Source organism: Pseudomonas sp. MWU13-2862, from assembly GCF_023242495.1.
Taxonomy (GTDB): Bacteria; Pseudomonadota; Gammaproteobacteria; order Pseudomonadales; family Pseudomonadaceae; genus Aquipseudomonas; species Aquipseudomonas gingeri_D.
In genome coordinates this window covers 329,624-344,813 of sequence record NZ_JALMEZ010000004.1, presented here as the reverse complement: position 1 = coordinate 344,813, position 15,190 = coordinate 329,624, and the positions used below count along the sequence as shown (strand labels likewise).

The following is a 15,190-nucleotide window of genomic DNA, read 5'->3' as shown; positions in this document are numbered from 1 at the left end:
ATATGAACAGGATTATTTCATCCCTCGGCATTTCGCTATGGATAGCGCTGGTGTCGCCGATGGTGTTGGCGGCCAACCTGCAAAGCCTGGATGTGGCGGCGCTGCCCGGAGATCGGGTCGAGCTGAAGCTGGGCTTCGACAGCCCGCCCGCCGCGCCCCACGGCTACACCACCGACCAGCCGGCGCGTATCGCCCTGGACCTGACCGGTGTCACCAGCCAATTGGTCAAGAAGACCCGTGACCTGGGCGTGGGCAACGCGCGCAGCGTGACCGTGGTCGAGGCCAAGGATCGCACGCGGCTGATCATCAACCTGACCAAGCTGGCGCCTTACAGCACGCGTATCGAAGGCAGCAACCTGTTTGTGGTGGTAGGCCAGGGCGGCGGTTCGAGCGCTCCGGTCCAGGCCGGAGCGCCAAGGCCCGCCGCGGCGGTATCGGTTCCACCGCGAGCGGCGCCCAAGCCCTATGTAGCGGCAGGCCGGGCAATCCGCAATGTCGACTTCCAGCGCGGCGAGCAGGGTGAAGGCAATGTGGTCATCGAACTGTCCGATCCGACCATCAGCCCGGATATCCAGGAGCGTGGCGGCAAGATCAGCGTGGATTTCGCCAAGACCCAGTTGCCCGATCCCCTGCGGGTGCGCCTGGATGTGAAGGATTTCGCCACCCCGGTGCAGTTCGTCAACGCCAGCGTGGTCGCCGACAAGGCGAGCATTTCCATCGAGCCCAGCGGCGCCTTCGATTACTCGACCTACCAGACCGACAACAAGCTGACCATCAGCGTGCGCCCGCTCACCGTCGACGACCTGCAGCGGCGTAATGCCGAGCGTTTTGTCTACAGCGGCGAAAAGCTCTCGCTGAACTTCCAGGACATCGACGTGCGTTCGGTGCTGCAACTGATCGCCGATTTCACCAACCTCAACCTGGTGGCCAGTGACACAGTGCAGGGCGGTATCACCCTGCGCCTGCAGAATGTGCCCTGGGACCAGGCGCTGGACCTGGTGCTGAAAACCAAGGGACTGGACAAACGCAAGATCGGCAATGTGCTGCTGGTGGCTCCGGCGGACGAGATCGCCGCCCGCGAGCGCCAGGAGCTGGAGTCGCAGAAGCAGATCGCGGAACTGGCGCCCTTGCGCCGCGAGCTGTTGCAGGTCAACTACGCGAAAGCGGCGGATATCGCCAAATTGTTCCAGTCGGTGACCAGTGCCGAGTCCAAGGCCGACGAGCGCGGCTCGATCACCGTGGATGATCGCACCAACAACATCATCGCCTACCAGACCCAGGACCGCCTCGACGAACTGCGGCGCATCGTCGCCCAACTGGACATCCCGGTGCGCCAGGTGATGATCGAGGCACGGATCGTCGAAGCCAACGTCGGTTACGACAAACAGCTCGGCGCCCGTTGGGGTGGCAAGATCAGCGGCGGCAACTGGAACACCTCGGGCGGCTCGCCGACTCTTTCCAAGCTGACCGGCCAGAGCGCCAGCACCCCGTTCGTCGACCTTGGCGCCACCACCGCCACTTCCGGGATCGGCATCGGTTTCGTGACCAACAACACGACCCTGGACCTGGAACTCAGTGCCATGGAAAAAACCGGTAACGGCGAAGTGGTGTCCCAGCCCAAGGTGGTCACTTCCGACAAGGAAACCGCGAAGATCCTCAAGGGTACGGAGATTCCGTACCAGGAATCCAGCTCCAGCGGCGCGACCTCGGTGGCCTTCAAGGAGGCCTCGCTGTCCCTGGAAGTGACCCCGCAGATCACCCCGGACAACCGGATCATCATGGAAGTAAAGGTGACCAAGGATGAACCGGACTACCAGAACGTGCTGAACAACGTGCCGCCGATCAAGAAAAACCAGGTCAACGCCAAGGTCCTGGTCAATGACGGCGAGACCGTGGTGATCGGTGGCGTGTTCTCCAATACCCAGAGCAAAACCGAAGAGAAGGTGCCATTTCTCGGCGATGTGCCGTATGTTGGCCGCCTCTTCCGTCGAGACATCGTTTCGGAAGCAAAATCCGAGCTGCTGGTATTCCTGACTCCGCGTATCATGAATAACCAGGCGATTGCTGTGAGTCGTTGATTCTGTGCGAAATTTGATTCTTGTAGGGCCTATGGGGGCTGGAAAGAGCACCATAGGCCGATTGCTGGCCAAAGAGCTGCGCCTGCCTTTCAAAGATTCCGACAAGGAAATTGAACTGCGTACCGGTGCGAATATTCCGTGGATCTTCGACAAGGAAGGCGAACCCGGCTTTCGCGACCGCGAGCAGGCGATGATTGCCGAGCTGTGCGCGGCCGACGGCGTGGTCCTGGCCACCGGCGGCGGCGCGGTCATGCGCGGCGAAAACCGCCAGGCCTTGCACGCCGGCGGTCGGGTGGTCTACCTGCACGCTTCGGTGGAGCAGCAGGTCGGGCGCACGGCCCGTGACCGCAACCGGCCGTTGCTGCGCACCGCCGACCCGGCCAAGACCCTGCGCGACCTGTTGGCGATCCGTGATCCGCTGTACCGGGAAATCGCCGACCTGGTGGTGGAAACCGATGAGCGGCCGCCACGCATGGTGGTATTGGACATCCTTGAACGCTTGCAGCAGCTGCCTCCCCGTTAAAGCGCGGGAGGAAATGCGCTATCCTCGACCACCGACATGCTCGGTGTCGGTCATGGCTTGAAGCCATCGGGCCGCGTCGATACCAGACGCCGCCGACAATCGTTAATCCTGAGACTGGACGCACGCGTCCATCTTCACTGTGGGGACACATGCAGACACTTAAGGTCGATCTTGGCGAGCGTAGCTACCCGATTCACATTGGCGAAGGGCTGCTGGACCAGCCTGGGCTGCTGACGCCGCACATTGCCGGTCGGCAGGTTGCGATCATCTCCAATGAAACCGTCGCTCCGCTCTACCTCGAGCGTCTGACCCGCAGTCTGTCAGCCTATTCCGTGGTTTCGGTGGTGTTGCCCGATGGCGAGGCCTTCAAGACCTGGGAAACCCTGCAACTGATCTTCGACGGCCTGCTGACCGCCCGTCATGACCGCCGCACCACCGTGATCGCCCTCGGCGGCGGGGTGATCGGCGACATGGCCGGCTTTGCCGCGGCCTGCTACCAGCGCGGCGTGGATTTCATCCAGGTGCCGACCACCCTGTTGTCCCAGGTCGACTCGTCGGTGGGCGGCAAGACCGGGATCAACCATCCGCTGGGCAAGAACATGGTCGGTGCCTTCTATCAGCCCAATGTGGTGCTGATCGACACCACCACCCTCAACACCCTGCCGCCGCGCGAGCTGTCGGCGGGCCTGGCGGAAGTGATCAAGTACGGCCTGATCTGCGACGAGCCGTTCCTGACCTGGCTGGAAGAGCACGTCGACCAGTTGCGCGCCCTTGACCAGAGTGCCCTGACCGTCGCCATCGAGCGCTCCTGCGCGGCCAAGGCCGCGGTGGTCGGTGCCGATGAGCGCGAGTCCGGCGTACGCGCCACCCTCAATCTCGGGCACACCTTCGGCCATGCCATCGAAACCCACATGGGCTATGGTGTCTGGCTGCACGGTGAAGCCGTGGCGGCGGGTACCGTGATGGCGCTGGAAATGTCCATGCGGCTGGGCTGGATCAGTGCCCAGGAGCGTGATCGCGGTATTCGCCTGTTCCAGCGTGCCGGCTTGCCGGTGATTCCGCCGGAAGAAATGACCGAAGCCGATTTTCTCGAACACATGGCAATTGACAAGAAAGTGATCGACGGTCGCCTGCGCCTGGTGTTGTTGCGCCGAATGGGCGAAGCCGTGGTAACCGACGATTATCCGAAAGAAGTTCTACAGGCCACGCTGGGGGCGGACTACCGCACTCTGGCTCAGCTTAAAGGTTGATAGGATTCCGATGACCAGTTTGCATGCCGACGAGGCTTTCCTCGGCCATTACCAGTTAAGTCACGACCCTTTCGCTCCCCGGGTGCCTGGCTTCAAATTCTTCCCCGCCCAGCGCAAGCCGGTGCTCGGGCAATTGCACCACCTGGCCCGCTACAGCCAGTTGCTGCTGGTGGTCACCGGCCCCCAGGGCAGCGGCAAGACCCTGCTGCGCCAGGCGCTGGTGGCGAGTACCAACAAACAGTCGGTACAAAGCGTGGTGGTTTCCGCGCGCGGTGCCGGCGACGCAGGCGGTGTGCTGCGCCAGATCGCCCAGGCGCTGAGTGTCGCCCAGGCCGAGATCCAGGAGATCCTCAAGCAGGTGGTGCAACTGGCGCTGACCGGCCAGGAAGTCTACCTGCTGGTGGACGATGCCGAGTCGCTCGACGACTCCGCTGTCGAGGCCCTGCTGGCCCTGGCGGCCGGCGCGCCGGAAGGTCGCCCGCATGTCTTCCTGTTCGGTGAATCGTCGCTGATCGCGGCGCTGGAGCAGCACGGCGCGGAGGAAGAACGCTTCCACGTGATCGAATTGCAGCCCTACACCGAAGAAGAAACACGTGAATACCTGGCCCAGCGTCTTGATGGCGCGGGTCAGGGAATCGAACTTTTTTCCGCTGAGCAGATCACTGAGATTCACGAAAGCGCCGAAGGTTGGCCTGGCAACATCAACCAGGTCGCCCGTGACGCCATGATCGAAGCGATGATCGCCAGCCGCTCCGCGGTGAAGCGTCCAAGTATGGGGTTCAAGATGCCTAAGAAGCAGGTATTGGCGTTGTCCGCCGTGGTGGTGGTTGCCGTCGCGGCGGCCTGGATGATTCCGGGTCGCAACAAGGCGCCGGCCACCGCCGGCACAACCGCCAGCGAGCAGGCGCAGCTGCCATTGGGGCAGGCGCCGAAACCGAACGCCTCGGGTAATCCGACGGTGGAATTCGCCGGCAATTCGCAGCCGATGCCGCTACCGTTGGTCGGCCAGTCGCAGCCGGTGATGCGCGGTCCGCTGGCTGAAGCGGCGGGTGGCAGTATTGAAGGCGATGATGGCATCGCGCCTCCGGTTGACGGTGGTCCGGCCAAGCCGCCGACCGTCACCACCACCGCGCCGCCTGTCGGCGTGCCAGCAGGCCCGACACCGACTCCGGTAGCCAAACCGGTGCCGGCCCAGGCAGCGGCCGCCAAACCGGCCCAGACCCCGGTTCCGGTGCCCAAGCCGGTCGCCAAGGCGCCGGAGAAGGCCGTTGAGAAGCCAGCCGTGGTAGCCAAGGCCGCCGCGACCGGCCACAGCTGGTACACCGGCCAGGCGCCGGGCAACTATGTGGTGCAGATCCTCGGCACCAGTTCCGAGACCACCGCGCAGAATTTCGTCAAGGAACAGGGCGGCGAGTACCGTTATTTCAAGAAAGTGCTTAACGGCAAGCCGCTTTACGTGATCACCTACGGCAGCTTCGGCAGCCGCGATGCGGCCGTCAGCGCCATCAAGGCCTTGCCAGCGAAGGTTCAGGCTGGTAAACCTTGGCCTCGTACTGTCGCCAGCGTCCAACAGGACCTGGCCACAACTCGCTGAAGAATCGGCGGCCTTATCCAGGCCGCCTTCCCGGCACCTCAAAATTTCCGCAAGGGCATGCTGCTTCCAAAGCCGCGTGCCTTGTGGTGTCTGCGTCACAGTGGGTTTGAGTCGTCACGGTCAAAATTCAAAAATGTTTTGACTAGCACGAGATATCGCTTTAAACCTTTCATAAATGCGACATGAATTTTCGACATTTCGTCGCTAAATTTGTGAGCGTGAATGTCGGTGTGTACAATGACCTCCCTTTTGCCCCTGCAAAGCCGGCGTACGTTCGGCGTGGATGGTAAGCGGTTGAATTGAAAAGAAATTTGCCTCGATAAAGAGGCAGCCTGGTGAGAAAGTGTCTATGAAAGCAGGTCTGTACCAACCAGATGAATTCAAGGATAACTGTGGTTTCGGCCTGATTGCCCATATGCAGGGCGAACCCAGTCATCACCTGTTGCAGACGGCCATTGAGGCCCTGACCTGCATGACCCACCGCGGTGGGATCAACGCCGACGGCAAGACCGGTGACGGTTGCGGCCTTCTGATCCAGAAGCCGGACCAGTTCCTGCGCACTGTCGCCAAAGCGACATTCGGTAGCGATTTGCCCAAGCAATATGCGGTGGGCATGGTGTTCTTCAACCAGGACCCGGTCAAAGCCGAAGCCGCCCGCGAACACATGAATCGCGAAATCCTCGCGGCCGGCCTGCAACTGGTGGGCTGGCGCAAGGTGCCGATCGATACCAGCGTCCTCGGCCGCCTGGCCCTGGAGCGTCTGCCGCAGATCGAGCAGGTGTTCATCGGCGGCGAGGGCCTGAGTGACCAGGCCTTCGCCATCAAGCTGTTCAGTGCCCGTCGTCGCTCGTCGGTGGCCAATGCCGCCGACACCGATCACTACATCTGCAGCTTTTCCCACAAGACCATCATCTACAAAGGCCTGATGATGCCGGCGGACCTCACCGCCTTCTATCCGGACCTCAGCGACCCGAACCTGAAAACCGCGATCTGCGTGTTCCACCAGCGCTTTTCCACCAACACCCTGCCGAAATGGCCGTTGGCGCAACCGTTCCGCTTCCTGGCGCACAACGGCGAGATCAACACCATCACCGGCAACCGCAACTGGGCTCAGGCCCGGCGCACCAAGTTCGCCAACGACCTGATCCCCGATCTCGACGAGTTGGGCCCGCTGGTCAACCGTGTCGGTTCCGACTCCTCGAGCATGGACAACATGCTTGAGCTGATGGTGACCGGCGGTATCGACCTGTTCCGTGGCGTGCGGATGCTGATTCCGCCTGCGTGGCAGAACGTCGACACCATGGACGCCGACCTGCGCGCGTTCTATGAATTCAACTCCATGCACATGGAACCGTGGGACGGCCCGGCGGGCGTGGTGATGACCGAAGGTCGTCACGCGGTCTGCCTGCTCGACCGCAACGGCCTGCGTCCGGCCCGTTGGGTGACCACCAAGAACGGCTATATCACCCTGGCGTCGGAAATCGGCGTGTGGAACTACCAGCCGGAAGACGTGATTGCCAAGGGTCGTGTCGGTCCTGGGCAGATCTTTGCCGTGGACACCGAAACCGGCCAGATCCTCGATACCGATGCCATCGACAACCGCCTGAAGTCGCGCCACCCGTACAAGCAGTGGCTGCGTAAACACGCCCTGCGTATCCAGGCGACCATGGAAGACAACGACCATGGTTCGGCGTTCTACAACGTCGAGCAGCTCAAGCAGTACATGAAGATGTACCAGGTCACGTTCGAAGAGCGCGATCAGGTGCTGCGTCCGTTGGGCGAGCAGGGCTACGAGGCGGTCGGCTCCATGGGCGACGACACGCCGATGGCGGTGCTGTCCCAGCGCGTGCGCACGCCGTACGACTATTTCCGCCAGCAGTTCGCCCAGGTGACCAACCCGCCGATCGACCCGCTGCGTGAAGCCATCGTCATGTCGCTGGAGATCTGCCTCGGTGCCGAGCGCAACATCTTCGAAGAGTCGCCGGAACACGCCTCGCGGGTGATCCTCAGCTCGCCGGTGATCTCCCCGGCCAAGTGGCGCTCGCTGATGAACCTCGAGCGTCCGGGTTTCGCTCGCCAGGTCATCGACCTGAACTACGACGAGAGCGTCGGGCTGGAAGCGGCGGTGCGCAACATCGCCGACCAGGCTGAAGAAGCCGTGCGCGCCGGGCGGACCCAGATCGTCCTCAGCGACCGCCATATCGCCCCGGGCAAGTTGCCGGTGCACGCGTCCCTGGCGACCGGTGCCGTGCACCACCGCCTGACCGAGAAAGGCCTGCGCTGCGACAGCAACATCCTTGTGGAAACCGCCACCGCGCGCGACCCGCACCACTTTGCCGTGCTGATCGGCTTCGGTGCGTCGGCGGTCTATCCGTTCCTGGCCTATGAAGTGCTGGGCGACCTGATCCGTACCGGCGAAGTGCTGGGCGATCTCTACGAAGTGTTCAAGAACTACCGTAAGGGCATCACCAAGGGCCTGTTGAAGATCCTCTCGAAAATGGGGATTTCCACCATCGCGTCCTACCGTGGTGCGCAACTGTTCGAAGCCATCGGCCTGGCCGAGGAAGTGGTCAACCTGAGCTTCCGTGGTGTGCCGAGCCGGATCAAGGGCGCGCGTTTCGTCGACCTCGAAGCCGAACAGAAACTGCTGGCCGGCGAAGCCTGGAGCGCGCGCAAGCCGATCCAGCAAGGCGGCCTGCTGAAGTTCGTCTACGGTGGCGAATACCATGCCTACAACCCGGACGTGGTCAGCACCCTGCAAGCCGCCGTGCAGCAGGGCGACTATGCCAAGTTCAAGGAATACACCGCGTTGGTGGACAACCGTCCGGTGTCGATGATCCGCGACCTGTTCCAGGTGAAAACCCTGGAGACGCCGTTGGCGATCAGCGAAATCGAACCGCTGGAGTCGATCCTCAAGCGCTTCGACTCGGCGGGGATTTCCCTCGGCGCCCTGTCGCCGGAAGCCCACGAAGCCCTGGCCGAAGCCATGAACCGCCTCGGTGCGCGTTCCAACTCCGGCGAAGGGGGTGAAGACCCGGCACGTTACGGCACCATCAAGAGCTCGAAGATCAAGCAGGTGGCCACCGGCCGTTTCGGTGTGACCCCGGAATACCTGGTCAACGCCGAAGTGCTGCAGATCAAGGTGGCCCAGGGCGCCAAGCCCGGCGAAGGCGGGCAACTGCCCGGCGGCAAGGTCAACGGCCTGATCGCCAAGCTGCGTTATGCGGTACCCGGCGTGACCCTGATCTCGCCTCCGCCGCACCACGACATCTACTCCATCGAGGACTTGTCGCAGCTGATCTTCGACCTGAAACAGGTCAACCCGAAGGCGCTGGTCTCGGTGAAACTGGTGGCGGAAGCCGGCGTCGGCACCATCGCCGCCGGTGTGGCGAAAGCCTATGCCGACCTGATCACCATTTCCGGTTATGACGGCGGCACCGGTGCCTCACCGCTGACCTCGATCAAATACGCCGGTGCTCCGTGGGAACTCGGCCTGGCCGAAACCCACCAGACCCTGCGTGGCAACGACCTGCGCGGCAAGATCCGGGTGCAGACCGACGGCGGCCTGAAAACCGGCCTCGACGTGATCAAGGCGGCCATCCTTGGCGCCGAAAGCTTCGGCTTCGGCACCGCGCCGATGATCGCCCTGGGCTGCAAGTACCTGCGTATCTGCCACCTGAACAACTGCGCCACCGGCGTTGCGACCCAGAACGAGAAGCTGCGCAAGGACCACTACATCGGTACCGTCGACATGGTGGTGAACTTCTTCACCTACGTCGCCGAAGAAACCCGTGAGTGGCTGGCCAAGCTCGGCGTACGTACCCTTGAGGAACTGATCGGGCGTACCGATCTGCTGGAAATCCTCAAAGGCGAAACCGCCAAGCAGAACCACCTGGACCTGACGCCGCTGCTGGGCAGCGATCACATCCCGGCGGACAAGCCGCAGTTCTGCCAGGTCGAGCGCAACCCGCCCTTCGACAAGGGCCTGCTGGCCGAGAAGATGGTCGAGATGGCCCTGCCGGCGATCAACGACTTGAGCGGCGCGGACTTCTCCCTGGATATCTGCAACTGCGACCGTTCCATCGGCGCGCGGATTTCCGGTGAGGTCGCCCGTCGTCACGGCAACCAGGGCATGGCCAAGGCACCGATCACCTTCCGTTTCAAAGGGACGGCGGGTCAGAGCTTCGGCGTGTGGAACGCCGGTGGCCTGCACATGTACCTGGAAGGTGACGCCAACGACTACGTGGGCAAGGGCATGACCGGCGGCAAGCTGGTGATCGTTCCGCCTAAAGGCAGCATCTACAAGACTCAAGACAGTGCCATCATCGGCAACACCTGCCTGTACGGCGCAACCGGCGGCAAGCTGTTTGCGGCGGGTACGGCGGGTGAGCGTTTCGCGGTGCGTAACTCCGGTGCCCACACCGTGGTCGAAGGCACGGGCGACCACTGCTGCGAATACATGACCGGTGGCTTTGTCGCGGTTCTGGGCAAGACGGGCTACAACTTCGGTTCGGGCATGACCGGCGGTTTCGCCTACGTGCTCGACCAGGACAACACCTTCGTCGACAAGGTCAACCACGAGTTGGTCGAGATCCAGCGGATCAGCGGCGAAGCGATGGAATCCTATCGCAACCACTTGCAGCATGTGCTGGACGAATACGTCGAGGAAACCAACAGCGAATGGGGTCGCAACCTCGCTGAAAACCTTGATGATTACCTGCGTCGTTTCTGGCTGGTCAAGCCCAAGGCTGCCAACCTGAAATCGTTGCTTTCCAGCATCCGTGCGAACCCGCAGTGATATGCGCCTGAAGAGTTTGATGAGGTTTTTGTAATGGCTGAACGTCTGAGTAACGACTTCCAGTTCATCGATGTCGGGCGCAAGGATCCGAAGAAGAAACTGTTGCGTCAGCGCAAGAAAGAGTTCGTGGAGATCTACGAACCCTTCAAACCCCAGCAGTCGGCCGACCAGGCCCACCGCTGCCTGGGTTGCGGCAACCCGTATTGCGAATGGAAGTGCCCGGTGCACAACTTCATTCCCAACTGGCTGAAGCTGGTGGCCGAGGGCAATATCCTCGCCGCCGCCGAGCTGTCCCACCAGACCAACACCCTGCCGGAAGTCTGCGGCCGGGTGTGCCCGCAGGATCGTCTGTGCGAGGGTGCCTGCACCCTCAACGACGGTTTTGGCGCGGTGACCATCGGTTCGGTGGAGAAGTACATCACCGACACCGCGTTCGCCATGGGCTGGCGTCCAGACATGTCCAAGGTCAAGCCGACCGGCAAGCGGGTCGCGATCATCGGTGCGGGCCCGGCGGGCCTGGGCTGCGCCGACGTGCTGGTGCGCGGCGGGGTGACCCCGGTGGTGTTCGACAAGAACCCGGAAATCGGCGGTCTGCTGACCTTCGGCATCCCCGAGTTCAAGCTGGAAAAGACCGTGCTGAGCAATCGTCGCGAAGTCTTCAGCGGCATGGGCATCGAGTTTCGCCTCAACACCGAGGTGGGCAAGGATGTGACCATGGAGCAACTGCTCGCCGAATACGATGCCGTGTTCATGGGCATGGGCACCTACACCTACATGAAGGGCGGCTTTGCCGGTGAGGATCTGCCGGGCGTCTACGACGCCCTCGATTTCCTCATCGCCAACGTCAACCGCAACCTGGGCTTTGAAAAGTCGCCGGAAGATTTCGTCGACATGAAGGGCAAGAAGGTCGTGGTACTGGGTGGTGGCGATACGGCGATGGACTGCAACCGCACCTCGATCCGCCAGGGCGCCAAGTCGGTGACCTGTGCCTATCGTCGTGACGAGGCGAACATGCCCGGTTCGCGCAAAGAGGTGAAGAACGCCAAGGAAGAAGGCGTGAAGTTCCTCTACAACCGCCAGCCGATCGCGATTGTCGGTGAAGACAAGGTCGAAGGCGTGAAGGTGGTCGAGACCCGTCTCGGCGAACCGGACGCCCGTGGCCGTCGCAGCCCAGAGCCGATCCCGGGCTCCGAGGAGATCATCCCGGCCGACGCCGTGGTCATCGCCTTCGGTTTCCGTCCGAGCCCGGCGCCATGGTTCGAGCAGTTCAGCATCGAGACCGACAGCCAGGGCCGCGTGGTGGCTCCGGAGCAGGCCCAGTTCAAGCACCAGACCAGCAATCCGAAGATTTTTGCCGGTGGCGATATGGTGCGCGGTTCCGACCTGGTGGTGACGGCGATCTTCGAAGGGCGCAATGCCGCCGAAGGGATCCTCGACTACCTCGGTCTCTGATCGGTACCTGACCCACTGTAGGAGCGAGCTTGCTCGCGATGGACGTCAACGATGACGCGGGGCACCTGATGCCCCGCGGCGCCTGAGCCACCATCGCGAGCAAGCTCGCTCCTACAGGGGGGCGCATCGCCTGATGCCCGCGACAAATTGACCCGATAGACAAAAGGCACGGCTCTTGCCGTGCCTTTTGCGTCGCGCTCTGAGAAAATGCCCGCACTTTTTCTCCGGATGCCGACATGACTGCCCTGAAGAACGACCGTTTCCTGCGTGCCCTGCTCAAGCAACCCGTGGACGTCACTCCTGTGTGGATGATGCGCCAGGCCGGTCGCTACCTGCCGGAATACCGCGCCAGCCGCGCCAAGGCCGGCGACTTCATGAGCCTGTGCATGAACCCGTCGTTCGCCTGCGAAGTCACAATGCAGCCCCTGGACCGTTATCCGGGCCTGGACGCCGCGATCCTCTTCTCCGACATCCTGACCATTCCCGACGCCATGGGCCAGGGCCTGTACTTCGAAACCGGTGAAGGCCCGCGCTTCAGAAAAGTCGTCAGCACCCTGGCCGATATCGAGGCCCTGCCGATCCCCGATCCGCAGAAGGACCTGGGTTATGTCATGGACGCGGTCAGCACCATTCGCCGCGAACTCAATGGCCGCGTGCCGCTGATCGGTTTCTCCGGCAGCCCCTGGACCCTGGCCACCTACATGGTCGAAGGCGGTTCGTCGAAAGACTTCCGCAAGACCAAGGCCATGCTCTACGACAACCCACAGGCCATGCACCTGCTGCTGGACAAGCTGGCGCAGTCGGTCACTTCCTACCTCAACGGCCAGATCCTCGCCGGGGCCCAGGCCGTGCAGATTTTCGACACCTGGGGCGGCAACCTCTCGGCAGCGGCCTACCAGGAGTTCTCCCTGGCCTATATGCGCAAGATCGTCAGCGGCCTGATCCGCGAGCACGAAGGGCGCAAGGTGCCGGTGATCCTGTTCACCAAGAACGGCGGCCTGTGGCTGGAAAGCATCGCCGAGGCAGGGGCCGATGCCCTGGGCCTGGACTGGACCTGCGATTTGGGCGAAGCCCGTCGTCGCGTCGGTCACCAGGTCGCCCTGCAGGGCAATATGGACCCGACCGTGCTCTACGCCAAGCCCGAGGCCATCCGTACCGAAGTGGCGCGTATTCTCGCCAGCTACGGTGAAGGTTCCGGCCATGTGTTCAACCTCGGCCACGGCATCACGCCGGAAGTCGACCCGGAACATGCCGGTGCGTTTATCAACGCGGTGCACGAGTTCTCCGCGCAGTACCATCGCTGATCTTCCCCGCGTTTTCTCAATGACCCCGCCTCGGCGGGGTTTTTGCGTTTAGTCCTTCGCGTTTTTGCTTTTCCTGATGCTACCGGTTCATTCGGCGTCATATATTCGGATCGCCATCCGGACATCTGGTCGGATTGTCAAAATGCCATACCGTCTTCTTCCATGAGATGTCGGAGTATTCTTTTTCTGAACGTTAATACGGAGACATTTGTTCTATGTCTTCAAGGTTTGTCGCGTCTAGTTACAGAATCTTAGGCAAAATCGAGGCGCTCGTGTGAATAAGTGAAGTGCAGAGCTGTCGCGCGTCTTCATGGGATCTTTCCTACATATAAAAAAATGTAAGTTCGTACAATGCGTACTCCGACATTCAATGTGTGGAGCGGCACTCAAGACTCCAGATTTCTGATAGTCAATATTTTTGAATGTAATCGTTTATACGGCGCTGGCGTTTGTCCGGCGGACGAGGATGTCTTTGTAAGAATGGTTTTTGTAAGAAACCCAAGAAGTGACGCCGGTGGGGCGTGGAACTTTCGCGGTTGATCTTTGCAGTCAGGACGGCGGCTCGGATTGATTGAACACCGATGGAAGTAGAAAGGGAGTCGTTCATCTTGGAGGGATGTCCGGCAACCCGATAAACAGGATAAGTCTGGAGTTGAATCGCATGAAAAGAAAGATGTCGGCACTTGGCAAGGCGTCGGGGTGTGTCTCTTCCCTGGCGGTGATCGCGACCCTGGTCGCCTCACAGCATGTCGCCGCGCACGGTTATCTGAATGATCCGCCGTCCCGGGCGTTTGCCTGCCAGAAGGGCTTGAACAATGACTGCGGTCAAGCGCAGTACGAGCCGCAAAGCGTCGGTGAAACCACCAAGGGTTTCCCCAATGGCGGGGTGGCTGACGGCAAGATCGCCAGTGGTGGGATCGCGTTGTTCTCGCCCTTGGATATCCAGTCGGCGAGCCGCTGGTACAAGACCGAAATCACGGACCGTACGATCAACTTTGACTGGTACTACAGGGCCACTCACCCGGCGACCAAGTATGAGTACTTCATCACAAGGAACGGTTGGAACGCCAACCAGGCCCTGACACGCGCTTCGTTCGACCTGACTCCGTTCTGCTCCGTGGATGCGGGCGGGCGGTTGCCCACCGATCAGCCTCAGGGCAGTGACGGGCCAGCTCGCGAGAAGCACCCGTGCGAGATTCCTGCCGACAAGAGCGGGTATCACGTGATCCTCGGCATGTGGACCGTGGCTGACACCGGCGGCGCGTTCCACAACGTGGTCGACGTGAATATCGTGGCCGAGGAACAGGCGCCGGATGGTTGGAAAACCGTCGGTAATATCACACCGACCCAGGCCCTGTTGGCCGGCGACAAGGTCAAGGCCCGCGCCATGACCGGTGAGGGTGAAAGCGCGGCCTACAGCACTGAAATCACCATCGCCGATAACGAAGAAGGCAAACCGGAGAACTGGGCGTTCAAGCTGGCCGAGACGGTCAACCAGACCCAGACGCTGGTCCGTGCCGGTGTCCGTGGTGAAGAGGGCGCCATCACGCCGATCAAGGGTGTGAACAACCTGTTCGCCAAGGCCGAAAGCGGTGTGAATCGCTTCGAACTCGAAGTGCAGATGCAGGAAGACGCCGAGGCCAGCATGAGGATCTCCGCCGTCGCGACCAACCTTGAACTCAAGGAAGGACGGTTGGCGATGCCTTTCCCGGTACTCACGAACCGGAAAATGAACCTCGAGGCCACGGTCTTCGATGCGGCCAACAAGCCGGTAGGCGTTATGACGCAGTGGGTGGAGGCCGGTAGCACCTGGCTGAACGTGGACGTGAGCAGCGAGCCGGGTACCCATGAACTCAAGCTGGTCGGCGTGACTGAAGACGGTCGTACCACCCGCCAGGACCTGGTGTCCGTGGAGCTCGGCGGTGAGGGTGGCAGCCAGGATTACGACTTCAAATATCCGCAAGGTATTGCAAGTTATCAGCCCGGGACCAAGGTCTTGTCCAGGGACGGTAACGTCTACGAATGCAAGCCGCTCCCCGTAGGTGACTGGTGCAAGATCGACAGCCATCACTATGTACCCGGTGTCGGATCAAGCTGGACGGATGCCTGGATCGCTAAATAACCCCTGGCGTTCAGCGCCGGGCTGCTGGGCAGCCCGGCGTATTCGGTTTATGGGCGATATTGTTACCGG

8 protein-coding genes are annotated in these 15,190 nt (G+C 61.7%); all 8 read left to right on the top strand.

What is annotated here, in order from left to right; genetic code table 11:
* Positions 1 to 2: 2 nt before the first annotated feature.
* The 8 genes from pilQ (at position 3) to gbpA (ending at position 15,121) form a co-directional block, all read left to right on the top strand.
* On the top strand, positions 3 to 2,078 hold the full coding sequence (gene pilQ / locus M5C56_RS09705) for a type IV pilus secretin PilQ (protein ID WP_103495043.1): 2,076 nt from the start codon (positions 3 to 5) through the stop codon (positions 2,076 to 2,078).
* 4 nt (positions 2,079 to 2,082) lie between these two features.
* Positions 2,083 to 2,601, top strand: a complete 519-nt coding sequence (aroK, locus tag M5C56_RS09700; protein WP_103495030.1) for a shikimate kinase AroK — start codon at positions 2,083 to 2,085, stop codon at positions 2,599 to 2,601.
* A 149-nt stretch (positions 2,602 to 2,750) separates the two neighbouring features.
* The gene (gene aroB, locus M5C56_RS09695; RefSeq protein ID WP_103495029.1) at positions 2,751 to 3,851 is read left to right on the top strand and encodes a 3-dehydroquinate synthase; all 1,101 of its coding nucleotides are present in this window, start codon (positions 2,751 to 2,753) and stop codon (positions 3,849 to 3,851) included.
* Between the two features lie 10 nt (positions 3,852 to 3,861).
* Positions 3,862 to 5,445, top strand: coding sequence for an AAA family ATPase (locus tag M5C56_RS09690; protein ID WP_103495028.1), 1,584 nt, complete (start codon positions 3,862 to 3,864; stop codon positions 5,443 to 5,445).
* A 349-nt stretch (positions 5,446 to 5,794) separates the two neighbouring features.
* Positions 5,795 to 10,243 (top strand): glutamate synthase large subunit, encoded by a 4,449-nt coding sequence (gene gltB, locus M5C56_RS09685; RefSeq protein WP_103495027.1) that lies wholly within the window; start codon positions 5,795 to 5,797, stop codon positions 10,241 to 10,243.
* Between the two features lie 33 nt (positions 10,244 to 10,276).
* Positions 10,277 to 11,695: an FAD-dependent oxidoreductase gene (locus M5C56_RS09680; RefSeq protein ID WP_103495026.1), complete on the top strand. Its 1,419-nt coding sequence runs from the start codon at positions 10,277 to 10,279 to the stop codon at positions 11,693 to 11,695.
* Between the two features lie 236 nt (positions 11,696 to 11,931).
* Positions 11,932 to 12,999, top strand: coding sequence for a uroporphyrinogen decarboxylase (hemE, locus tag M5C56_RS09675; RefSeq protein ID WP_121136088.1), 1,068 nt, complete (start codon positions 11,932 to 11,934; stop codon positions 12,997 to 12,999).
* A gap of 661 nt (positions 13,000 to 13,660) precedes the next feature.
* The gene (gene gbpA, locus M5C56_RS09670; protein WP_103497982.1) at positions 13,661 to 15,121 is read left to right on the top strand and encodes an N-acetylglucosamine-binding protein GbpA; all 1,461 of its coding nucleotides are present in this window, start codon (positions 13,661 to 13,663) and stop codon (positions 15,119 to 15,121) included.
* The last annotated feature ends 69 nt before the right edge of the window (positions 15,122 to 15,190 follow it).